21 protein-coding genes are annotated in these 21,033 nt (G+C 72.0%); 16 read left to right on the top strand and 5 right to left on the bottom strand.

What is annotated here, in order from left to right; genetic code table 11:
* Positions 1 to 83: 83 nt before the first annotated feature.
* Positions 84 to 539, bottom strand: a complete 456-nt coding sequence (locus OG985_RS41705) for a hypothetical protein (protein ID WP_371673602.1) — start codon at positions 537 to 539, stop codon at positions 84 to 86.
* A gap of 430 nt (positions 540 to 969) precedes the next feature.
* Here OG985_RS41705 and OG985_RS41700 point away from each other — a divergent pair, with 430 nt between their 5' ends.
* The 3 genes from OG985_RS41700 to OG985_RS41690 are packed head-to-tail and all read left to right on the top strand — an operon-like array spanning position 970 to position 2,593.
* Complete coding sequence (locus OG985_RS41700) at positions 970 to 1,569, top strand: sulfite oxidase-like oxidoreductase (protein WP_371673601.1); 600 nt, start codon at positions 970 to 972, stop codon at positions 1,567 to 1,569.
* Positions 1,539 to 2,282 (top strand): FAD-binding oxidoreductase, encoded by a 744-nt coding sequence (locus tag OG985_RS41695; RefSeq protein ID WP_371673600.1) that lies wholly within the window; start codon positions 1,539 to 1,541, stop codon positions 2,280 to 2,282. The genes OG985_RS41700 and OG985_RS41695 overlap by 31 nt, the downstream gene beginning before the upstream one ends.
* 38 nt (positions 2,283 to 2,320) lie before the next feature.
* Entirely contained in the window at positions 2,321 to 2,593 is a 273-nt protein-coding gene (locus OG985_RS41690; RefSeq protein ID WP_371673599.1) for a DUF6510 family protein, read from the top strand.
* Positions 2,594 to 2,760: 167 nt separating this feature from the next.
* Here the strand turns inward: OG985_RS41690 and OG985_RS41685 are convergent, their stop codons facing one another.
* Positions 2,761 to 3,078, bottom strand: a complete 318-nt coding sequence (locus OG985_RS41685; protein WP_371673598.1) for a hypothetical protein — start codon at positions 3,076 to 3,078, stop codon at positions 2,761 to 2,763.
* Between the two features lie 367 nt (positions 3,079 to 3,445).
* On the opposite strand from OG985_RS41685, the gene OG985_RS41680 reads away from it, so the two are divergent.
* From OG985_RS41680 to OG985_RS41670, 3 genes are all read left to right on the top strand, one after another.
* The gene (locus OG985_RS41680; RefSeq protein ID WP_371673597.1) at positions 3,446 to 4,603 is read left to right on the top strand and encodes a M23 family metallopeptidase; all 1,158 of its coding nucleotides are present in this window, start codon (positions 3,446 to 3,448) and stop codon (positions 4,601 to 4,603) included.
* Positions 4,604 to 4,782: 179 nt separating this feature from the next.
* Positions 4,783 to 6,084 carry a PP2C family protein-serine/threonine phosphatase gene (locus OG985_RS41675; protein ID WP_371673596.1) on the top strand — a complete coding sequence of 434 codons (1,302 nt, stop codon included), beginning with the start codon at positions 4,783 to 4,785 and terminating at the stop codon, positions 6,082 to 6,084.
* Between the two features lie 586 nt (positions 6,085 to 6,670).
* On the top strand, positions 6,671 to 8,869 hold the full coding sequence (locus tag OG985_RS41670; RefSeq protein WP_371674644.1) for a M4 family metallopeptidase: 2,199 nt from the start codon (positions 6,671 to 6,673) through the stop codon (positions 8,867 to 8,869).
* 90 nt (positions 8,870 to 8,959) lie between these two features.
* On the opposite strand, the gene OG985_RS41665 is transcribed toward OG985_RS41670, so the two are convergent.
* The 3 genes from OG985_RS41665 to OG985_RS41655 all read right to left on the bottom strand — a co-directional run bounded on the left by OG985_RS41665 (position 8,960) and on the right by OG985_RS41655 (position 11,772).
* Positions 8,960 to 9,241 (bottom strand): zinc-ribbon domain-containing protein, encoded by a 282-nt coding sequence (locus OG985_RS41665; RefSeq protein WP_371673595.1) that lies wholly within the window; start codon positions 9,239 to 9,241, stop codon positions 8,960 to 8,962.
* A gap of 171 nt (positions 9,242 to 9,412) precedes the next feature.
* Complete coding sequence (locus tag OG985_RS41660) at positions 9,413 to 10,657, bottom strand: MFS transporter (RefSeq protein ID WP_371673594.1); 1,245 nt, start codon at positions 10,655 to 10,657, stop codon at positions 9,413 to 9,415.
* Between the two features lie 152 nt (positions 10,658 to 10,809).
* Positions 10,810 to 11,772: a LysR family transcriptional regulator gene (locus OG985_RS41655; protein WP_371673593.1), complete on the bottom strand. Its 963-nt coding sequence runs from the start codon at positions 11,770 to 11,772 to the stop codon at positions 10,810 to 10,812.
* Between the two features lie 117 nt (positions 11,773 to 11,889).
* Here OG985_RS41655 and OG985_RS41650 point away from each other — a divergent pair, with 117 nt between their 5' ends.
* The 10 genes from OG985_RS41650 (at position 11,890) to OG985_RS41605 (ending at position 20,982) form a co-directional block, all read left to right on the top strand.
* A complete protein-coding gene (locus OG985_RS41650) occupies positions 11,890 to 12,888 on the top strand; it encodes a fumarylacetoacetate hydrolase family protein (RefSeq protein WP_371673592.1) in 999 nt (332 codons plus the stop codon).
* Complete coding sequence (locus tag OG985_RS41645; RefSeq protein WP_371673591.1) at positions 12,885 to 13,841, top strand: cyclase family protein; 957 nt, start codon at positions 12,885 to 12,887, stop codon at positions 13,839 to 13,841. The genes OG985_RS41650 and OG985_RS41645 overlap by 4 nt, the downstream gene beginning before the upstream one ends.
* Before the next feature lie 23 nt (positions 13,842 to 13,864).
* Positions 13,865 to 15,037, top strand: a complete 1,173-nt coding sequence (locus tag OG985_RS41640; protein WP_371673590.1) for an FAD-dependent oxidoreductase — start codon at positions 13,865 to 13,867, stop codon at positions 15,035 to 15,037.
* Positions 15,034 to 16,032 carry an amidohydrolase family protein gene (locus OG985_RS41635; RefSeq protein ID WP_371673589.1) on the top strand — a complete coding sequence of 333 codons (999 nt, stop codon included), beginning with the start codon at positions 15,034 to 15,036 and terminating at the stop codon, positions 16,030 to 16,032. Before OG985_RS41640 ends, OG985_RS41635 begins: the two co-directional genes overlap by 4 nt.
* 4 nt (positions 16,033 to 16,036) lie before the next feature.
* Positions 16,037 to 16,969, top strand: coding sequence for a VOC family protein (locus tag OG985_RS41630; RefSeq protein ID WP_371673588.1), 933 nt, complete (start codon positions 16,037 to 16,039; stop codon positions 16,967 to 16,969).
* A gap of 7 nt (positions 16,970 to 16,976) precedes the next feature.
* The gene (locus OG985_RS41625; protein ID WP_371673587.1) at positions 16,977 to 17,903 is read left to right on the top strand and encodes a fumarylacetoacetate hydrolase family protein; all 927 of its coding nucleotides are present in this window, start codon (positions 16,977 to 16,979) and stop codon (positions 17,901 to 17,903) included.
* Positions 17,900 to 18,649 carry an SDR family NAD(P)-dependent oxidoreductase gene (locus OG985_RS41620; RefSeq protein WP_371673586.1) on the top strand — a complete coding sequence of 250 codons (750 nt, stop codon included), beginning with the start codon at positions 17,900 to 17,902 and terminating at the stop codon, positions 18,647 to 18,649. The genes OG985_RS41625 and OG985_RS41620 overlap by 4 nt, the downstream gene beginning before the upstream one ends.
* An 83-nt stretch (positions 18,650 to 18,732) precedes the next feature.
* Complete coding sequence (locus OG985_RS41615) at positions 18,733 to 19,290, top strand: GNAT family N-acetyltransferase (protein WP_371673585.1); 558 nt, start codon at positions 18,733 to 18,735, stop codon at positions 19,288 to 19,290.
* A gap of 211 nt (positions 19,291 to 19,501) precedes the next feature.
* A complete protein-coding gene (locus OG985_RS41610) occupies positions 19,502 to 20,263 on the top strand; it encodes a tetratricopeptide repeat protein (RefSeq protein WP_371673584.1) in 762 nt (253 codons plus the stop codon).
* Between the two features lie 290 nt (positions 20,264 to 20,553).
* Positions 20,554 to 20,982 (top strand): VOC family protein, encoded by a 429-nt coding sequence (locus OG985_RS41605; protein WP_371673583.1) that lies wholly within the window; start codon positions 20,554 to 20,556, stop codon positions 20,980 to 20,982.
* The last annotated feature ends 51 nt before the right edge of the window (positions 20,983 to 21,033 follow it).

Genomic DNA, 21,033 nt, shown 5'->3' with positions numbered 1-21,033 from the left:
TCCCTTCTCGCTTCCGTGCGCGCACTTCGTGGCCCGCGACCGCCTGCACGTCCGACCGTCCGGCCGGCGGCCGGTCCCGCCGCTCATTCCGGACGTTCGGGAGGGACCCCGGGCCGGGCGGTGTGGTCGGGATGGCCGACGGTCCGCCGGTCCTCCTTCATCTCCGCCTCGTACAGGTGGTCGCGGCCCCCGGCGAGCCGGTCCACGGCGTCCCGCTCCAGGCCCCGGAACGGCTGGTAGTACGTGTCGTCGTACGCCTCGACGATCTGGAAGGTCCAGTGCCCCGGAATGACGTTGCGGCCCAGGATCTCGGTGCGCACCCGGTCCGCCCACTCGTCGTGGCCGGCCTCGCGCAGCAGCTCGACCGCCCGGTCCAGCTGGAGGTCCGCGGTGCCGGTCAGCTGATGGAAGCCGTAGAGGTGGCCTCTGGCCCGTTCGGTGGTCTCCAGGGCCTTGGACAGCGCCCCGAGTGCCTCCACGGTCTCGTCGCTGACCCCTTCGGGGCGCCGGTGGTCCCGGTCCGGGCCGTACTGCCGCATGTCCGTGTTCCTTTCGTCCCGGGGCCACCCGCAGCCGGTGGCGGGCAGCGCGGACGGCTTCGAGCCGAGGTCGCGTGGGACCCGTCCGGAGCCGGGGAGACCTCCGCGACAGCCTGCCGCGCTTCACCGCCAAGTGCCCACTCCGGTGTGGACCAACCGGGCCCTTCCGCCGGCCGAGGGCACGGTCGGAGGGGCCGGCGCGCGGACGACCGTCCTCGCCGACCGTGCGCCGGGAGACCAGCGGCGGTGCGCGGTCGGGCAAACCTCACCGGCTCCTGCCCGCTAGCGTGTCGGACGCCGAGCCCCCGGAAGGCGACGACGCCTCGGTCTCGCAAGCAGGGCAACCGACTGGTGGACAGGCCTCCCGCGCCCGACACTGACTGGTGGGCCTTCGCACGCTCCCCGTCAGACGTGCTCAGGAGATGACGCCGTGAACACTTTCTCCCCCGGCTTCCAGGGGCGTGGCCGTCGACCGGCCGACAAGCTGCCTCCCGGCCAGTACCCGACAGACTCGTTTCCCGTGCTGTCGGCGGGCCCCACGCCCAAGGTCCCCGTCGACACGTGGCAGTTCACTGTGACCACGGAACTCGGGGAGAGACACGCCTGGACGTGGGACGAGATGATGGCGCTGCCCCAGCAGGAGACCGTGCACGACATCCACTGCGTCACCCGCTGGTCGAAGTTCGACACACGGTGGCGCGGGGTGCCCCTCGACGCCTTCCTCGAAGACGTGGAGACGGCCGCGGATCACGTCGTCGTCAGCAGCTACGGCGGCTACACCACGAACCTCCCGCTGGAGGACCTCCTCGACGGCCAGGCCTGGATCGTCCACTCCTACGACGACGACCCCCTGTCCCCCGAGCACGGCGGACCGGCCCGCCTGCTCGTGCCGCACCTGTACTTCTGGAAGTCCGCGAAGTGGGTGCGGGGACTGCGGCTCACGGACGAGGACGAACCCGGCTTCTGGGAGAGCGTCGGCTACCACAACTACGGCGACCCGTGGCGCGAGCAGCGGAACTGGGGCGACTGACCGTGGCCGTCATCTGGCGCAGGGCACAGCTCGTCGAGCGCCGCCCGCAGAACGCCACCGCGCGCACCCTGGTCTTCAGCGTCCCCGGCTGGCCCGGCCACCTGCCCGGCCAGCACGTCGACGTACGCCTGACCGCCGACGACGGCTACCAGGCCGTACGCAGCTATTCCCTGGCCGCGCCCGCCGACGGCGACCGGATCGAGCTGGGCGTGCAGAGCGTGCCCGACGGGGAGGTCTCGCCGTATCTCGCCGACGCCCTGCCGGTCGGCATGGACGTCGAGGTCAGGGGGCCGCTCGGGAACTGGTTCGTCTGGCGGCCCGCAGCGGGCGAACCGGTGCTCCTGGTGGCGGGCGGCTCGGGAATCGTCCCGCTCGCGGCGATGGTCCGGGCCCACCGCGCATCCGGCTCGGACAGTGCGCTGAGCCTCGTGTACTCCGTGCGCGGCGGGGACGACGTCTGGTACCGCGACCACCTCGACGACGGGCATCCGGGCCTCGACGTCCGCTTCCTGTACACGCGCAAGCCCCCGCCGGGCAGCATCCGAGATCCCGCCCGCATCAGCGCCGCAGACCTGGCGGACGCGGCGGCCGGGCTGCGTCCGTCCAGTCCGGTCTACGTGTGCGGTCCCACCGGCTTCGTCGAGACCGCCGCCGACCTGCTCACCGGTCTGGGCCGGGACCCGGCCACCATCCGTACCGAACGCTTCGGCTGATCCGCCGTCCGCCCTCACCCGTCCCTCCGGAGGACCTCGTGGCCGACACCACCGCCCACCTGGACGGCAACTGCCTGGCCGGACCGCTCTCGGAGATCCTCTCCGTGGAGCCGACCGCCGCCTGGTGGCGCTGCCCGCAGTGTGCCCGCTCGGGTCCGCTCGCCGACCTGCACGTCTACGGCCCCGAGCCCGGCCTCACAGCCCGCTGCCCCGGCTGCGCCCACGTGGCGCTGCGACTGGTCAGGGAAGAGGGTCACATCTGGCTGTCGATGGGCGGAAGCGCCGGCGCGTTCCGCTTCCCGGTCGCCTGAGCGCCCTGCCGGAAGCCGGTACGGCAGCGAGACTCCCCGAGCCCTCCCGGCCGGTCTGCGACGCGCACTCCGCGGGCCGGCCCGCCGACAAGGTGAGCGGAGCCGCTGTCGGCGGCGAGCCGCACGTCCGCTCCCCTGGCGAGCGAGCCCGCGACGAGTGAGCCTTGTCAGAACTCGCTGTCGATGCCGGTGACGATCGCCGCCCCCAGCGGGGCGTCCTCCTCGCTGAAGCCGCTGTCGCGCAGCGCGGTGGAAACCAGTCGTACCGCTTCGCTCTCGGCACCGGACTGATCCGCGGCCTCGACCTCGACACGGGCCGCGAACATGCCGTCCTCGTCGACCGTCAGCAGGCTCAGCTCCTCGCTCTCACCCAGGTCCGTGTTCTTCGGGTCCTGGGGGCGGAGGCTGCGCTCGACGGCGGAGCAGGTGTCCTCGGAGATTCCGTGGACGAACGTGCCGGGCACGGTGATGACGAACGTGGTCACAGGGACTCCTTCCGCGGGTCCGCCGGGCGCCGGGGTACCGCACACGGCGGACGGGACATGGTCCGTACGGCCGGGATGCGGTCCGCCGGTCGCGCGACGCCGGGTGGGTCGGCGTCCGCCCCGGCATCGCGTGTCCTCCTGACTCTCGTCCGCTGCTTCCCGGTTCGCACTCGATGCGCCTGCCCCGCCTGCGCCCGGGAATGCGGACGTCGATCACCTGCGATGTGCCGGAGCGGACACATGGTCTGCCCGTTCGGGCAGGCGGGTGTGCCTCGGCGCTTCGTGATACCGGGGCGGTACAGCCTTAGCGTCGGCTCGTGAGCACCTTGTTTCCGCTGAAACCGTCGTCGGCGTGCGGAGTTCCCCGGTGACCGACACCCGGCCGGACGAACGGGAAACGGACGAGCGGGCAGCGGACGAGCCGGCGGCGCCCGAGCAAGGCAGACACGAGCAGGAAGCCGCGGGGCCGTCCGAACGGCCCCCCAAGCGCGTCCGACGCGGTCCGGGCCCGTTCACACTGCTGGTCCTGCCGGGGCTCACCGCGCTGGTGGGAGTGTCCTGCTTCCTGGCGCTGACGGGCGACCTGTCCGCCCTGTGGCCCCAGGAGCCCGACCCCGGCCCCGCCGCGGCCACCCACGTCGACGACTCGTACCTTCCCTGGCTGCGCAAGGCGGCCTCGGCCTGCACGGTGGTCACACCGTCGCTGCTCGCCGCTCAGATAGACCAGCTCTCCGGCTGGAGCAACGGCACCGGACGACTGACCGGCGAGAAGGGCATCGCGGCCTTCACCGACCCACGGTGGCGGACCTGGGGCAAGGACGACGACGGCAACGGGCATGCCTCGCCCCGTGATCCGGCCGACGCCATCATGGCGCTCGGCCGGCAGGACTGCTCGCTCGCCGGGAAGGTGACCGACCTCAGGACCGACGGCACCGTCAACGGGGACCTCGTGGATCTCACCCTCGCCGCCTACGCGGAGGGGACGGCAGCGGTCACCGAGGCGGGCCGCGTCCCGGCCCGGGCGCGGGTCTACCTCACCGAGGTGAAGGCCCTGCTCCCGCGGTACAAGGAGGTCGACCAGGACACGTCCGAGGGCACCGGCGCCGAGGCGGCCGGCGGTGTGCTGGTGGCGCCGCTGAGCGCCCTGACCGTGACCTCGCCCTTCGGGTCCCGTGTGCACCCGCTGACCGGGGTGACCAATTTGCACACCGGAGTCGACTTCGCCGCGGCCCAGGGCACGCAGGTCTCCGCCGCCGCGCAAGGACGCGTGGTGTTCGCCGCGATGACCAAGGCCTACGGCAACCGCGTCGTCGTCGACCACGGAACCGTCGCCGGGAAACGCCTGGAGACGACGTACAGCCACCTGTCGGCCCTCCAGGTCTCCGTCGGCCAGACGGTGCCGGCCCGGGCGCCGATCGGGGCGGCCGGATCGACGGGTCTGTCCACGGGTCCCCATCTGCACTTCGAAGTGATCTACGACGGGCGCTACACCGACCCGCTGCCGTGGCTCTCGCCCGGCGGGTGACGCACCGCGTCCGAGCCGGCGCCTGCGCCCCGGGCACCTGCGCCGGGACACCCGCCGGACATGCCGCTGAGTGGAGCAATGACCGGCACGCCGTGCCGCGGCACAGGAGGCTGGACCTCTTGCCAGATCCGCTGCCGGGAGTTTCGTGTGTGCAGGCCGCGTCAGCCGAGCCGTCAGGCATGTCAACCGCCCGCGAACCCCGCATCGGGACACCTCACCCGTCCGTCGGCGTCCGCGTGCGGGAGCGCTCGGTGAGGCGGCTCCGTCGTGGCACACCGTCCCACCGCCACGAGCCGCGGCCGGGCGGTGGCGGCCCGGCGCTCCCCGCCCCACCGCTGTGGATGCGCTGGCTTCCCGTCCTGTACGTCATCGCCGTCCTGGTCATCGAGCCGCTGACGCCGGTCGAGTGGCCGGTGAGCTTCCTCCTGGTGGCGCTTCCCCTCGTGGGCGCCTTCGCCCACGGGCCCGCGGCGGTCGCCGGCATCACCGTGTTCGCCGTCGGATTCGAAGCGCTGCTGGCGGGCACCCCGTGCTGCGCGGGCCGCTCCGTCGGCTACCTGTGGGACCGCCACTACGTGGCCGCGTACTTCTGCACGGTCCTGGTCGGCACCCTGGCCACGATCCTGGCCGCCCACCGCACCAGGCGCGAACGCACGCTCGCCACCGTGCGCTTCGTGGCCGACATCGCGCAGCGCGTCCTGCTCAGCCCCATCCCGCACCGTGTCGGCAACATCGAGCTGGAGAGTCTCTATCTCTCCGCCGCCGCGGAGGCACACATCGGCGGCGACCTCTTCGAGGCCGTACCCACCCGGCACGGCGTACGCCTGCTGATCGGTGACGTCCGCGGCAAGGGCCTGCTCGCGGTGGAGACCGCCGCCGCCCTGGTCGGCGCGTTCCGCGAGGCCGCACACGACGAGCGTGACCTGCCCGCCCTCGCGGGCCGGGTGGAGACGAGCATGACCCGCAGGGCCGCCCAGCTCCCCGGCAGCGAGATCGGCGAGCGTTTCGTCACCGCCGTCTTCGCGGAGATCGTCGCGGACGCCCGCGTCGTCCGGATCGTCAACTGCGGTCATCCACCGCCGCTGCTCATGCGCTCCGGCCAGGTGTGGGAGCTGGAGGCGACCCGGCCCGCGCCGCCGCTCAACCTCGGTGTCCTCGTCGGGGAGCCGTACCACGTGGACGAACACGCCTTCCATGTCGGCGACCAACTCCTGCTCTACACCGACGGCGTCACCGAGGCCCGCGCCCCGGACGGCTCCTTCTACCCGGTCCTGGAGCGCGTCCGCTCCTGGGGGCCCCTGTCGCCACGGCAGTTGCTGGACCGCCTGCACGAGGACCTGCTGGCCTACAGCCACAGCCGCCTGCACGACGACACCGCCGCTCTCCTCGCCTGTCTCCTCTCGGACGCTCCGCCGACGGGACCCGGGCCCGCTCCCCGGCTGCGGCGCCGGGTCGGCGAGGAGCACGCGGCTGAGGCGTAGGACCGGGGAGAAGCACCGCGGCTGAGGCGTAGGGCCGTGGGTGGAGAGCACCGCGGTCGAGGCGTAGGGCCGTGAGTGGAGCGCACCGCGGTAGAGCCGTGAGTCCGTCATGTGAGGAGCGCCGCGGCCGAGGCATCGAGGCCGTCGTGTTCGCCGGCCGGTGCCCGTCTGCGGACGTGCCCTCGGTTTCGGCTGGAAACCTCTCCTGTGGGTGATGAAGTCCCAGCACGCAATGGTCAGTTCCAGCCGTTGTGTTGTCACATCCATGACAATCCTGTGCGCCGGATGTCACCCTTCTTTCGGACGTTCACCGATCGTTCACTCCCCCCACGCTTCTTCACTCTCCCCCCACGTCCTCTCCCCACCTCCCCTTGGCGCACGCTCCCGCCGACACGGACTCCCGCGCCGGGCGGCTCCTGCGGCGTCCCCTTCCGTTCAGCGAAGCCGGGCCGGCCGTATCCCGCCGGCTCGCCCCGTCGGCCTGCGATCCGGGCCGGTCCCGTCGCAGAAGGAGAAGACCTTGCCCCAGCTCCACCGCACCGCACACCGGCGCAGACACACCACAGCCCTCGCCCTCACCGGAACCATGATCGCCCTCGCCCTGCAGAGCGGCACCGCCTCCGGCGCCCCGGCGGACCCCGGCCCTGCCCGGATCAGCGCCCAGCCCCGCGCCGGCGCGGCCCCCGCCACCACCTCCCCCGCCAGGCGCGCCACGCTCCTGAAGAAGGCCAAGGCGGCCGCCGCCGGCACCGCGCGGCGACTCGACCTCGGATCCGGCGAGAAACTCGTGGTCAAGGACGTCGTGCAGGATGTCGACGGCACCACACACACCCGCTACGACCGCACCTACGCCGGACTGCCCGTCCTCGGCGGCGACCTCGTGGTCCATGTGAACGACGGCAGCACCACCGTGTCCGCGGCCACCGAGAGCGACCTCGCCGTCCCGTCCACCAAACCCGCGGTGAACGCCACCACCGCCCGGCACAAGGCGCTCACCACCGCCGAGAAGGCCGACGCCGAGCGAGCGACCGTCGGCGAGGCACCCCGGCTCGTCGTGTGGGCCGTCGCCGCCGAACCGGTCCTCGCCTGGGAGACCGTGGTCGAGGGTGTCCAGCGGGACGGCACGCCGAGCGAACTCCACGTCGTCACCGACGCGGCGTCTGGCAAGACGATCCAGAAGTACGAGGGCGTGCACACCGGAACGGGCACGGGACAGTTCAACGGCCCGGTTCCGCTCGGCACCACGCTGTCGGGCTCGACGTACCAGCTTCTCGACGGCGACCGGGCGGGTCACCGCACCTACGACCTGAACCAGGGCACCTCCGGCACGGGCACGCTGTTCACCGACGACAACGATGTCTGGGGCGACGGCACCCCTGCCAACCGGCAGACCGCCGGTGTCGACGTGGCCTTCGGCGCGGCGGCGACCTGGGACTACTACAAGGACGTCCACGGCCGCAACGGCATCCGCAACGACGGGGTCGCCGCCTACAGCCGGGCCCACTACGGCAGCAACTACGTCAACGCCTTCTGGTCCGACAGCTGCTTCTGCATGACCTACGGCGACGGGTCCGGCAACACGCATCCGCTGACCTCGCTCGACGTGGCCGCGCACGAGATGAGCCACGGTGTCACCAGCGCCACCGCGGGCCTGACCTACTCCGGCGAGTCGGGCGGGCTCAACGAGGCGACCTCGGACATCTTCGCCGCCGCCGTGGAGTTCCACGCCGACCTCCCGGCCGACGTCCCCGACTACCTCGTCGGCGAGAAGATCGACATCAACGGGGACGGCACCCCGCTGCGCTACATGGACAAGCCCTCCCGGGACGGCTCCTCCCGCGACTACTGGAGCTCCACCCTCGGCAGCGTGGACGTCCACTACTCCTCGGGCCCCGCGAACCACTTCTTCTACCTGCTCTCCGAGGGCAGCGGCGCCAAGACCGTCAACGGTGTCTCCTACGACAGCCCCACCTCCGACGGCGCGCCGGTCACGGGCATAGGCATCGGCAACGCCGAACGCATCTGGTACCGGGCGCTGACGACGTACATGACCTCGTCGACCAACTACGCCGGGGCGCGCGTCGCCACCCTCCAGGCCGCCGCCGACCTCTTCGGGGCCTACAGCGACACCTACCTCGCCGTCGCCGGCGCCTGGGCCGCCATCAACGTCGGCGACCGGATCGCGCTGGGCGTCAACGTCGCCCCCGTCGCCGACCAGACCAGCGGAGTGGGCCAGCAGGTCGGCCTCCAGATCGACGCGTACACCACGAACTCCGACGCGAGCCTCACCTACACGGCGACCGGTCTGCCCGACGGCCTGAGCATCGACGAGCACGGCCGGATATCGGGCGTGCCCACCACCACCGGCAGCAGCGACGTGACCGTCACCGTCACGGACAGCACCGGTGCCGCCGTCACCGCGGACTTCGCCTGGCGGATCGCCTACATCTACGCCAACGCCACCCGCGTCGACATTCCCGACGCGGGAGCGGCCGTCGAGTCACCGCTCACCATCACGGGCCGGCCCGGCAACGCCTCCGCCACCACCCAGGTCTACGTCGACATCGTGCACACCTATCGCGGTGACCTGACCGTGGACCTGGTGGGTCCCGACGGAACCGTGTACTCGCTCCTCAACCGCAGCGGCGGTTCGGCGGACAACGTCGACCAGACCTTCACGGTGGACGCCTCCGCCCAACCCGTCGACGGCACCTGGAAGTTGCGGGTCCGTGACGTCGCGTCCATCGACGTGGGGTACATCCGCAACTGGCAGCTCACCCCCTGACCCTCGGCACAGTCGCCCGCACCCGCCCGGACCGGCTCACGGTCCGGGCGGGTGTGCGGGGGCGACCGGGTTCAGGTTCCGCCGTCCGGATCAGGACTGGTAGGGCTGCTGCTGCGGCTGCCCGTAGGACTGGCCGCCGGCGGCCTGCGCCTGCAACTGGTCGGCCTGCTCCTTGGTCACCTTCTGCTCGGCGCCGCAGAAGGTGCACTGCGTGACGTACTTCGTGGAGATCGGGAACAGCGGCACGAAGAACAGCGTGAACTTCGTGACGCGCTTCCTGAGCGTGTGCGCGGACGGATTCCCGCACTGTCCGCACACCAGCGTCAGTATCGCCAGCTGGTACAGGTAACCCTTGGTGCCGAAGATGATCATTTGGTTGGTCCCTCCCGGATCGGTGCCTGCCCGCACGGTGCCGGCGAACGGCACGGTACGGTCACCGCACAGTCTCGTGCACGCCGGCGGTACTGCCGAACAGCCGGGGTGACCACAGCGGCGCGCGGGTCGGCCGACGGCGCCCCGGGAGGGCGCGGCGGGCGGGGACGGTCAGGCCGCCGGCCCCTCGTCCGTCACCGCCGCCACCCGGCGGCGGGCGAGCAGCAGTCCCCCCGCCATGAGAGCGGAGGCGAGGCCGAGGAGGCCCACGGCGCCGGACAGGCTGCCGACCACGGACTCGGCGCCGATCAGGACGAGCGGGCAGACGAACTCGCCCGCGAAGAAGGCCGCCGTCCACAGGCCGGTGCCACGCCCGCGGTCGGCGTAGTCCAGCCTGGACATCGCCGCCGTGAGCAGGGAGGGCAGCAGGACTCCGCAGCCGAAGCAGTTGAGTACCGCTCCGGCCACCAGGAGCACGGGCCTGCCGGACAGGCCCATCACGACGAATCCGGCCGCACACAGGGCGAAGACGGCGGGCAGTCTGTGCCCGGGCTCGCCGCGCAGCCGGGTGAAGGCGACCGAGCCGGCCACGGTGGCCGCGCTGGCGAGGGCGGTGGCCAGACCGATGACCCCGGTGGACGTCACCCCCAGGTCGTCGAGGAGGTACGACATCTCCACCGGCACGGTGTAGAAGACCGCGGCGCCGAACATGGTGAGCGCGCAGAGCCCGGCCAGCCTCCGGACGGGGAACGACCGTGTCCCGACGGCCGGTTCGTCCGCGGCGGCCTCGTCGCCGGGTCGCGGCCTGGGCAGCGCGGCGGCCATCGCCGAGGCGAGCAGGAGGCCGACGGCGTAGATCCAGAAGGGGGCGCGCCAGCCCGCCGAGCCGAGCGCGCCGCCCAGCACGAAGAACGCGGTCGCGGCGGCGGAGGCGCACATGGTCTGCAGGGCGAGGTAGCGGTCCCGTACGTGTCCGGTGTAGTAGTCCCCGATCAGCGTGGTGCAGCAGGTCATGATCGCGGCCTCGGTGATGCCGACCAGCACACGGCTGGCCACGATGGCGCCGAGCGAGTGCAGCCAGAGCGGGGCGGTGCCGAACAGGGCGTACAGCACGGTCGCGGTGACCAGGAGGCGTTTGCGTCCCAGCCGGTCCACGATGACGCCGGCGAACGGAGCCAGCAGGGCGAGGGCGAGCGCGGGGACGGTCAGGACGACGGGGACGAGGGTTTTGGCGCCGGGGACCGAGTCGAAGTGGTCCTGCATCCGGGGCAGCACGGGGGCGATGAGGACGGCGCCGAGCACGGGCAGGCAGCTTCCGGCCAGGAGGAGAGCGGCGCGCAGGGGACCCGCGTTCTCGGTGCTCAGGGTGGCGCCGGCGGTGGTGACGGGCGCGGGCAGGGGGACGGATCCGGGCATGCGGGCTCCACGGGCGGTGGCGGGGGGTGCGGAGCCATGCCGCCGTCCTGGCCGTCGCCAGGCGGTGGGGCGTCTGCGCACCCGGGGGGACTGCGCCCGAAGCGGCGGGCGTCAGGATCTGCCCCGACTATGAGCCGGTCCGCCCCCGGCGCCTAGCCCTCGCGCGATCGATCTTCCGGATCGCCCTCATCCGTGCCGTGGATGACCGGACCGGGCGTCACCGTGGCGGCGACCCGCGCGGCCGTCTCCCGCAACCAGATGTGGGCGGCGTCATGGGTGTGGACGGGATGCCACCACAGGGCCTCCTGGAGCGGGACCGCCTCGTAGGGCGGCCGCATGACCCGGACCGGGGCCAGGCCGCGCAGCTTCTCCGCGAGGAGCTCCTGGATGAGGGCGATGCGCCGGGTGCCGGCGACCATGAACGGCAGCAGCTGGAAGCTGTCGACGGACACCTCGACCCTCGGCTCGATGCCGAGCATGCCGAGCTGCCGGACGGCCGGGGCGTCGTAGGTGCGCCGGTACGTCACCCACGGCAGGCGCGCCAGGTCGTCGGTGGTGAGGTGTTCGCCGACCTCGGCGTTGTCCTCCGCGACGAGGAAGACCCATCCGTCGCGGTAGAGCTCGGTGGTGGGGAAGTCGCTGATGATGCCGTGCGGCATCAGCAGGCCGTCGGTCGTGCTGAGCAGGGTGCCGGCCGCCTCGACGATGCCCGGCGGCGTCTGGGTGAAGCGCAGGCGGATGCCTGGAGCCTCGCGGTGGAGGGTGCGGGCGAGTTCGGCTCCGTAGACGGCCACCGCGTAGTCGGAGGCGACGATCGTGATCTCGCGGGACTCGGTGGCCGGGTCGAAGTCGGCCTGACTGGTGAAGAGGCGTTCCAGCAGGTCGCAGGCGGTCGAGGTGCGGTCCATGAGGACCTGCCCGAGAGCGGTCAGCTCGTAGTGACCGCCGACGCGGGAGAGGAGGTCGTCGTCGAAGTGGCGGCGCAGGCGGGCCAGGGCGGCGCTCATGGCGGGCTGGCTGAGGCCGACGCGTCGGCCCGCGCGGGTGACGTTGCGTTCCTCCAGGAGGGCGCGCAGGGCGACGACGAGGTTGAGGTCGAGGCTGGCGAGGTTCACGGCGCGCTCCCTGGGCGGGGAAAGGGCATAGACGGCATGGATGATCCATATCCACGGAATCGATTTCCCAGATTACGGGGAAGGGGCCCAGATTAGTCACATCGCAACCAGGAGGACATGCCCGTGAAACCCGCAGACCCTTCCGCGCCCTTCTCCGGACCCTTCGCCCTCGGCACCCTCGCCGTGCCCGGTCAGGAGCCCTTTCCCGGGCTCGTGCTCCCCGAGGGCAGTGTGCTGGACCTCCGCACCGCTGTCGGCGAGCCCGCGCTCACCACGCGGGGGATCTTCGAGCGCTGGGAGGAGTTCCTGCCCCGGCTGCACACGCTGGCGGCGGACCCGACCCACGACAGGCGCCCGCTCGCCGGTCTGCGCGTGCTGGCCCCCGTCGAACCCCGTCAGGTCTTCCAGTCGGGCGCCAACTACCGGCAGCACGTGATCGACCTGGAGGTCGCCCACCGCTCTCCGGACGATCCGCGCGGCCCCGAGGAGGCGCGGGCGGAGATCGCCGCGGTCATGGACCGGCGGGCGGCCGAGGACCTGCCGTACGTGTTCATCGGTCTGCCGAGCGCGCTCACCGGTCCGTACGACGACGTCGTCCTGCCGGCCTGGGCCGAGAAGCCGGACTGGGAACTGGAGTTGGCGGTCGTCATCGCCCGGCCGGCGTACCGGGTGCCGGTCGAGGAGGCCCTGGAGCACGTCGCCGGGTACACGATCGCCAACGACCTCACCGACCGCGCCACCGTCTTCCGCCGGGACATGCCCGCCATCGGCACCGACTGGCTGCGCAGCAAGAACGCGCCCGGCTTCACCCCGCTCGGCCCGTGGATCGTGCCCGCCGGCTCGGTCCCGGATCCGGGCGACCTGCGCGTCACGCTGAAACTGAACGGCGAGACCATGCAGGACGAGTCCACCAAGGACATGCTCTTCGGCGTCGCGCGTCTCGTGTCGTACGTCTCCCAGGGTGCCCGACTCCTGCCCGGCGACCTGGTGCTGACGGGCAGTCCGGCCGGAAACGGCATGCACTGGGGCCGGTTGCTGCGCGACGGCGACGTCATGAACGGCTCCATCACCGGGCTCGGAGTCCAGCGCACCCGCTGTACCGGAGCGTCGGCATGAACCGCGACGACCCCGAGAGCGAGATCGCCGCGAGCGCCAAAGCCTGTTCCAACTGGGGCCGTTGGGGGGCGGAGGACGTGCTGGGCACGCTCAACTTCCTCGACGAGGCCAAGCGGCGGGAGGGTGCCGCCCTGGTCCGGCGCGGAGTCAGCTTCTCCCTCTCGCAGCGCTTCGACATGGACGGCCCGCAGAAGGGCTGGCGCCGGCGCACCAACCCGGTGCACACCATGCTCGACACCGGCACCGACGCCGCCCTCGGCAACCAGGGCTTCCCGCACGGTCTCGGCGGCGCCGACGACGTGATCAGCATGCCGCTGCAGTGCTCCACCCAGTGGGACGGCCTCGGGCACATCTTCGACCACGGCAAGGCGTGGAACGGACGTGACGCGGCGAGGACCGTCACCTCCGACGGCGACCTCGTCACCGGCATCGAGCACATGGCGCCGTACGTCGCCGGCCGGGGCGTGCTCCTCGACGTGGGCCGGGTCGTCGGCGAGGACGGCGAGCTGCCCGACGGCTTCGCCATCACCGAGGAGCACCTGAACCGGACCGCCGAGGCCCACGGGGTGACGGTCGGCCGCGGCGACATCGCTCTCGTACGCACCGGCCGCCTGGCCCGGGCCGGGCGCGAGGGCTGGGGCGACTACGCGGGAGGCGACTCCCCCGGACTGTCGTTCACGACGGCCGGCTGGCTGCACGGCACCGAGATCGCCGCGATCGCCACCGACACCTGGGGCTTCGAGGTGCGCCCGAACGAGTTCACGCACGCCTTCCAGCCGCTGCACCAGGTCGCCATCCCCCACATCGGCCTGCTCATCGGCGAGATGTGGGACCTGGAGGCGCTCGCCGACGACTGCGCGGCCGACGGCGTCCACGAGTTCTGGCTCACCGCCGCCCCTCTTCCCATCACCGGCGCCGTCGGCTCCCCGGTCAACCCCCTCGCCGTCAAGTAGCCCACGGAACAAGGAAGTTCCTCATGCCCGAGACACCCGACACACCCAGAGCACCCGCGGCCGGGACGACCGGCGCCCGCACCGTCCTCGTGATCGGCGGCGGCGCCGCCGGGAACGCCGTCAGCATCCTGCTGCGCCGCGCCGGTCTCGCCGTGGACCTGATCGAGGCCAGGCCCGACTGGAACGCCACCACCGGCTCCGGCATCACCCTTCAGGGCAACGCCCTGCGGGTCCTGCGTGAACTCGGTGTGTGGAAGCAGGTCGAGGCGTCCGGCTTCGCCTTCGGCTCGCTGGGCGTCACCGCCCCCGACGGGACGGTGCTGCACGTGGCCGAGGACTTCAGGACCGGCGGCGACGACCTGCCGGCCACCCTCGGCATGCAACGCCCACACCTGCAGCGGATCCTGATCGACGCGGTCCGCGCGTCGGGCGCCGAAGTACGCCTGGGCACCACCGCCGACGAGCTGGAGCAGGACGCGCACGGCGTCACCGTACGGTTCAGCGACGGCACCCGGGCCCGCTACGACCTGGTGATCGCCGCCGACGGCCTCAACTCCGCCACCCGCGGCACGGTCGGCATCACCGACAGCCCCGAGCCCACCGGCATGGCCATCTGGCGCACCCCGGCCCCGCGCCCCGCGGGCGTCTCCCGCACCGACCTCGCCTACGGCGGCCCGGCCTACATCGCCGGCTACTGCCCCACCGGCGCGAACACGATCTACGCCTACGTGGTCGAGGCATGCCGTGACCGCGCCTCGATCCCCGAGCTGACCTACGCGGACGAGATGCGCCGGCTCACCCAGGGCTACGGCGGCGTCTGGCCGGAGATCACGAAGCACATCACCGACCCGGCGAAGGTCAACTACACCTGGTTCCACCGCCTGTTGGTGGAAGGTTCCTGGCACCGCGGCCGCGTCGTTCTCGTCGGCGACGCCGCCCACTGCTGCCCGCCCACTCTCGCCCAGGGCGCGGCCATGTCCCTCGAGGACGCCTCCGTCCTCGCCGAGCTGCTCACCGGCGGCCGGCCCTGGGACGACGAGCTGTTCCAGGAGTACCACGAGCGGCGTGTACCGCGCGTGCGGAGCGTCGTCGAGGCGTCCGTGCAGCTCGGGCAGTGGCAGCTGGACGGCGTGCGCGACGCCGACGTACCCGGTCTGCTGGCCCGCACGATGCCCCTCCTGCGGGAGCTGCCGTGAACGCGCCCACCGTGGACGTGCACGCCCACATCCTGCTCCCCGAGGTCGAGGCACTGGTGGCCGGACTGCCCGGCCTCGCCCAGGCCAGGGCCCTGGACGCCCGCCGCAACGGCGCCGCGGCCCTCGCGGTCAGCGGCGCGATGGTGCGCGAGGTCGTTCCACGGGCCACCGACGTCACGCTGCGCCTGGCCGCGATGGACGCACAGGGTGTCGACGTCCAGCTGGTCTCCCCCTCCCCCTCGCACTATCACTACTGGGCGGACGAACCGACGGCGGAGAAGGTGTACCGACTCGCCAACGAGGCCACGGCCGCGCACTGCGCGCAGGCGCCGGACCGGCTGAAAGGGCTCGGGCTCGTCCCCCTCCAGCACCCCGACCAGGCCGTGCGCGCCCTGGAACACGCCCTGGACATGGGCCTGTCGGGCGTGGAGATCTCCAGTCACGCGCCGGGGCGGGAGCTGTCCGACCCGGCGTACGAACCCTTCTGGACGCGGGCCGAGCAGACCGGCGCGATCCTCTTCCTGCACCCCTTCGGCTGCACGCTCGACGAGCGCCTGGACCAGTGGTACCTGTCCAACGTGGTCGGCCAGCCCACCGAGAACGCCGTCGCGCTGTCCCACCTCATCTTCTCCGGGGTACTGGACCGGCATCAGGAACTGACGCTGATCGCGGCCCACGGCGGCGGCTACCTGCCCACCCACATCGGCCGCTCCGACCACGCCTGGTCCACCCGCTCCGACGCCGGCGCCGGCTGTGCTCACCTGCCCAGCAGCTACCTCGGGCGCCTGTACTTCGACTCCCTGGTCCACGACCCGCACGTCCTGCGGGAGCTCGTCCGCGCCGTCGGCGCCGACCGGGTCCTGCTCGGCTCCGACTTCCCCTTCGACATGGGCACCGGGAACCCGGTCGGCGCGCTGCTCGCCGCGCGGCTGCCCGACGCCCACTTCCACGCCGTACGGGGCGGCAACGCGGCCGCCCTCCTCCGGAAGGACTGATCTCATGCGCCTGCTCACCCATCTGCGCCACGTCGACCTGGCCGTGCCCGACTACGACAAGCAGCTCGACTTCTACGCCGGCGTCTGGGGCCTCACCAAGGTCGCCGAGGACTCCGGCATCTCCTTCCTTGCGGCCGAGGGCTCCCCGGAGCAGTACGTCGTACGGCTGCGCAGGGCCGAGGAGAAGCGCCTCGACCTCGTCTCCTACGGCGCCGCGAGCACGGCCGACGTCGACACCCTCGCCGAGCGACTCCTCGACGGCGATGTGCGGTTGATCTCGCAGCCGGGCAAGGTCGACACCCCGGGCGGCGGCTACGGCTTCCGCTTCTTCGACGTCGACGGACGCACCGTCGAGGTCCTGGCCGAGGTGGCGGTACGGCAGCACCGCAGGATCGAGGAGAAGGAGGCGATCCCGGTCAAGCTGTCGCACGTCGTCCTCAACTCCCCCGACCTCAACCGCACCCGGGAGTGGTACGAGCGCCATCTCGGCTTCCGCCTCTCCGACACCCTGACGCATCCCAGGATGGGCGAGGCGATGCACTTCATGCGCATCAGCAGCCAGCACCACTCCATGGCCATCGCCCGGGGCCCGCACACCGCGCTGCACCACGTGTCCTTCGAGATGCGCGGCCTCGACGAGTACATGCGAGGTTCCGGCCGTGTGATCCGGGCCGGCCACCGCAAGATCTGGGGTCCGGGACGGCACACGGCCGGCGACAACACCTTCACGTACTTCCTCGACCCGCACGGCAACACCGTCGAGTACACGACGGAGCTGGAGGTCCTCGACGAGGACACCTGGCACCCGCACGTCTACGACTTCTCCCAGCCCGACGTGGCCGACCAGTGGGGCACCGCCAACCCCATGAACGAACTGGTCGCCAAGGAGTCCTTCAACGACGTCGACCGCGGCGTGTTCGTCGCCCCTCCGGTGTGAGTGACCCATGCGCATAGCCACCTACGTCCACGACGGCCGCCGGCACCACGGCGTCGTGGAGGACACCGTCGTACGCCCGCTGCCGGACGGCGTGTCCCCGCTCGACGCGGTGGGCGTGCGTCCGGTGGGCCCCGCCGTCCCGCTCGCCGACGTACGCCTGCTGCCGCCCCTGGAGCCTCCGACCATCCGCGACTTCGTCACCTTCGAGGAACACGTCGAAGGCGTACGGCGGTCCGTGGACGGCGCCACCGGGGTACCCGCCGCCTGGTACGACGCGCCGACCTTCTACTTCACCAACCCGTACGCGGTCGTCGGACCCCATGACGACGTGCCCGTGCCCCCGGGATCCCAGGTCCTCGACTTCGAACTCGAGGTGGCCGCCGTCGTCGGCCGGGAGGGACGGGACCTCACCCCGCGGCAGGCCCGGGATCACATCGTCGGCTACACGATCCTCAACGACTGGTCCGCGCGCGACCTGCAGGCCCGCGAGATGCAGGTGGGCCTCGGCCCGTGCAAGGGCAAGGACACCGCCGCCACGCTCGGCCCGTACCTGGTCACCGCCGACGAACTGGAGCCCTACCGGGACTCCGAGGGCTTCCTGCGGCTCGGCCTCACCGCCACGGTCAACGGCGAGGTCGTCGGCGAGGACCTGCTGTCGAACATGAGCTGGACCTTCGAGGAGATGGTCGCCTACGCCTCCCGGGGCAGCGTCGTCCGCCCCGGTGACGTCCTCGGCTCGGGCACCTGCGGCAACGGCGGCTGCCTGGCGGAGCTGTGGGGCGTACGCGGGGAACGCCGTCCGCCGCCGTTGCGGCCCGGGGACACGGTCACCCTCACCGTCGAGGGCATCGGCAGCCTCACCAACACCGTGGTCGCGGGTACGGCTCCCGTCCCGCTCCCGGCCGCCCGCCGCCGCACCCGGGAGCGGCCGTGAACCGGCTCGACGGCAAGGTCGTGGTCGTGACCGGCGCCGCCCGGGGCCAGGGCGCCGCCGAGGCGGAGGCGCTGGCCCGTGCGGGCGCACTCGTCATCGCCACCGACGTACGGGCGAGTGGCGACTGCCGCCGCCTCGACGTCACCAGCGAGGAGGACTGGGTTCAACTGGCGGCACAGGTGCGGGAGTCGTACGGCGTGGTCCACGGCCTGGTCAACAACGCGGGCATCACCTGGCGGGCCCGCCTCGACGACGTACGGCCCGACGACTTCGCCCGCGTCCACGCCGTCAACGTCACCGGCCCCCTCCTCGGCATCCAGCACCTCGTCCCGCTGATGCCACCCGGCTCGTCCATCGTCAACGTCGGCTCGTCCGCCGCCCTCACCGGCCACTACCCGGTGGCGTACACGGCCAGCAAATGGGCGCTGCGCGGCCTGTCCAAGACCGCTGCCACCGAGCTGGGCCCGCGCGGCATCCGCGTGAACACCGTCCACCCCGGCTACATCGAGACCGAGATGACGGCCACCGCCCCTCCCGCCTTCCGCGAGGCGAACATCCGCGAGACTCCGCTCGGCCGCACCGGCACCACGGGCGAGGTGGCCCCGCTGGTAGTCTTCCTCCTGTCCGACGCGGCCTCCTTCATCACCGGCGCCGAGATACCGGTCGACGGCGGACTGACCGCACACGGTGGCGTCAAGTCCCTCTCGGACGCGGTGGGTTCGCCGCCGCAGGGCTGGACACCGTGAGACGCCACGGCGATGCTTCCGGTCACCCCGCGCAAGCAGGCCGAGAACGGGCCACACCCTCGCCGCAGGTGGGAAAATGACCCATGACATCGTTCTGGACCGGCAACCGAATACGCCTGCGGGGAATCGAGCCCGACGACTGGACCCCGTTCATGCGCTTCGCCACGGACGAGGAGCGACTGGGTGATCTGCTCAACCCGCCTCGCTCCGCCGAGAGTTTCCGTAGCTGGGCGACGGAGCAGTCCACCGCCGGGTCCGACAGCGACTGCTTCAGGCTGGTGATCGAAGCCCTCGACACGGGCGAAGCGGTCGGTACTGTCGGTGTCCATCAGGCCGACCCACGGTCGGGCTGGTTCGAGTACGGCATCACCATGGGGGCCGATCACCGGCGCAAGGGCTACGCGGCGGAGGCGGCGGCGAAGCTGTTGCGCTTCATGTTCGCCGAGCGGCGCTATCACAAGTGCCAGGCGCGGATCTTCGCCCACAACGAGGCGTCTTTGGCGCTTCAGCGTCGGCTCGGTTTCGTCGAGGAGGGTCGACTGCGTGACCAGGTGTTCTTCGCCGGTCGGCACCACGACCTGGTACTGATGGGCATACTCGCCGACGAGTTCACCCGGCTGCACTCGCCGTCCGAGCCGTGACCCCGCCTTCCGGGGGCAGTAGCCGCCCGCCCTGCGTCCGCCCACCCGGTTCGCACAGCGCGGCGGAAACGACTGCGGCCTGCGGCTGATCCCGTGCTCCTCCCCGAGGCTCGGGGAGGAGCCTGAGACCGGCGGTGTGGCCTGTTCCGGGACACCGCCGTCACGGGCGCCGAGCGTAGCCTGGATGCAGGCGACAGACAGGGGTGGCGCCATGGACGGGCAGCCGGGCACGGGGTGCGCCGGGACGATGCGTGCCCTTCGGGAACAGTTGCGGCAGGCCGCCGAGGACCAGTCGTGGGCGAGCGTTCCGCAGCCGGGCGGGGACGGGGACCGAGGTGCCGGCGAGACACCGATCGACGATGTCGCCCTCTTCGAGAGGGAGTCGGCCACGGTCGAACGCGACCTCGGACCCGATCACCCCGAAACCCTCCGCGCCCGCAACAACCTCGGCGGCGCCCGTCAGCAGGCCGGGCTCCTGGAACGGGCCGTGCCGCTGTTCGAGCGGAACCTCGCCGACAGCGAGCGCGTCCTGGGACCCGACCACCCGGACACCCTCGCCTGTCTCAACAACCTCGCCGGCGCGTACGAGGCGGCCGGCGAGGCGGCCCGCGCCATCCCCCTCTACGAACGCGCCCTGGCCGGCCGCGAGCGCGTCCTCGGACCGGACGACCTGCGCACCCACCTGTGCCGGGACAACCTCGCCCGCGCCCACGAACTGACAGGCAACCCGGCTCGCGCCCTCCCGCTGCACGAGCGGACCCTGACCGACCGCGAACGGGTCCTGGGCCACGGCGATCCCGACACCCTCCTCTCCCTCGGCAACCTCGCCCACGCCCACCACACCACCGGAAACCGCGAGCGAAGCACGGAGTTGTTCGCCCAGGCCCTGACCGACAGCGAACGCCACCTCGGGGCCGGCCATCCCGCCACACAGCTGCTCCGAGAGCTGCTCTCGCACGTACGGGCCGGCTGAGCACGACGGCAACTGGCCTTTCCACGAGGGGCGTTGAGGGCAGTTCGCGGGTCGCGCCAGGAGACCGTTGCGCCGGAGGGCAGGCGAGAAACGGCGTTGCCCCGCCCCGCTGTGGTCACTAAAGTCAGCCGGGTGACTGCCGGGTCGGCCATGGGCCATACACGAGTGCGGGTCCCGGCCTCGGCTTGAGCGCGAGGCGGGCACGAGGCCCGCCCCTGTCTCCGTGTCCTCACCCGCGGCGCCGTGTGCGGCGCCCATCCCCACGCGTTCACCGACACGGAGACACACACATGCCCAACGACCGGCACCCCGCGCACGAATCCGCGCTGCCGACCTCCACCGTCCAGCTCAACCACACCGCCGTCTACGCCGCCGACCGGCATCTGTCGGCCGAGTTCCTCGCAGCGATCCTCGGGCTCGAGGTCGGTGTGCCGTTCGGACCGTTCGTTCCCGTCGATCTCGGCAACGGCGTGACGCTCGACTACTACGAGAAGCGCGACGAGCCGATCCAGTCGCAGCACTACGCCTTCCTCGTGCCCGACGCGCGGTTCGACGGGATGATCGCCCGCCTGGAGGCGGTCGGAGTCACCTACTTCGCCGACCCGAGCCATACCCGGCCCGGCCGCGTCAACGATCTGTTCGGTGGCCGCGGCGCGTACTTCGCCGACCCGGACGGCCACAACATGGAGATCATGACCCGGCCCTACGTCCGCCCCTAGGCAGGGCGACCCCAGCAGCCGCCCTGAGCTGGGCGGCTCCAGGCGGGCTCC

Source organism: Streptomyces sp. NBC_00289 (assembly GCF_041435115.1).
GTDB lineage: Bacteria > Actinomycetota > Actinomycetes > Streptomycetales > Streptomycetaceae > Streptomyces.
The sequence above is the reverse complement of the archived record's forward strand: the minus strand, read 5'-3'. Positions and strand labels throughout refer to the sequence as shown.

What these genes read in the sequence shown, in the direction of transcription:
- OG985_RS41705 (WP_371673602.1), bottom strand. Translation starts at nt 539, where the DNA reads ATGCGGCAGTACGGCCCGGACCGGGACCACCGGCGCCCCGAAGGGGTC.
- OG985_RS41675 (WP_371673596.1), top strand. Translation starts at nt 4,783, where the DNA reads ATGTCAACCGCCCGCGAACCCCGCATCGGGACACCTCACCCGTCCGTC.
- OG985_RS41670 (WP_371674644.1), top strand. Translation starts at nt 6,671, where the DNA reads ATGATCGCCCTCGCCCTGCAGAGCGGCACCGCCTCCGGCGCCCCGGCG.
- OG985_RS41665 (WP_371673595.1), bottom strand. Translation starts at nt 9,241, where the DNA reads ATGATCATCTTCGGCACCAAGGGTTACCTGTACCAGCTGGCGATACTG.
- OG985_RS41660 (WP_371673594.1), bottom strand. Translation starts at nt 10,657, where the DNA reads ATGCCCGGATCCGTCCCCCTGCCCGCGCCCGTCACCACCGCCGGCGCC.
- OG985_RS41650 (WP_371673592.1), top strand. Translation starts at nt 11,890, where the DNA reads ATGCCCGTGAAACCCGCAGACCCTTCCGCGCCCTTCTCCGGACCCTTC.
- OG985_RS41645 (WP_371673591.1), top strand. Translation starts at nt 12,885, where the DNA reads ATGAACCGCGACGACCCCGAGAGCGAGATCGCCGCGAGCGCCAAAGCC.
- OG985_RS41640 (WP_371673590.1), top strand. Translation starts at nt 13,865, where the DNA reads ATGCCCGAGACACCCGACACACCCAGAGCACCCGCGGCCGGGACGACC.
- OG985_RS41630 (WP_371673588.1), top strand. Translation starts at nt 16,037, where the DNA reads ATGCGCCTGCTCACCCATCTGCGCCACGTCGACCTGGCCGTGCCCGAC.
- OG985_RS41625 (WP_371673587.1), top strand. Translation starts at nt 16,977, where the DNA reads ATGCGCATAGCCACCTACGTCCACGACGGCCGCCGGCACCACGGCGTC.
- OG985_RS41615 (WP_371673585.1), top strand. Translation starts at nt 18,733, where the DNA reads ATGACATCGTTCTGGACCGGCAACCGAATACGCCTGCGGGGAATCGAG.
- OG985_RS41610 (WP_371673584.1), top strand. Translation starts at nt 19,502, where the DNA reads ATGGACGGGCAGCCGGGCACGGGGTGCGCCGGGACGATGCGTGCCCTT.
- OG985_RS41605 (WP_371673583.1), top strand. Translation starts at nt 20,554, where the DNA reads ATGCCCAACGACCGGCACCCCGCGCACGAATCCGCGCTGCCGACCTCC.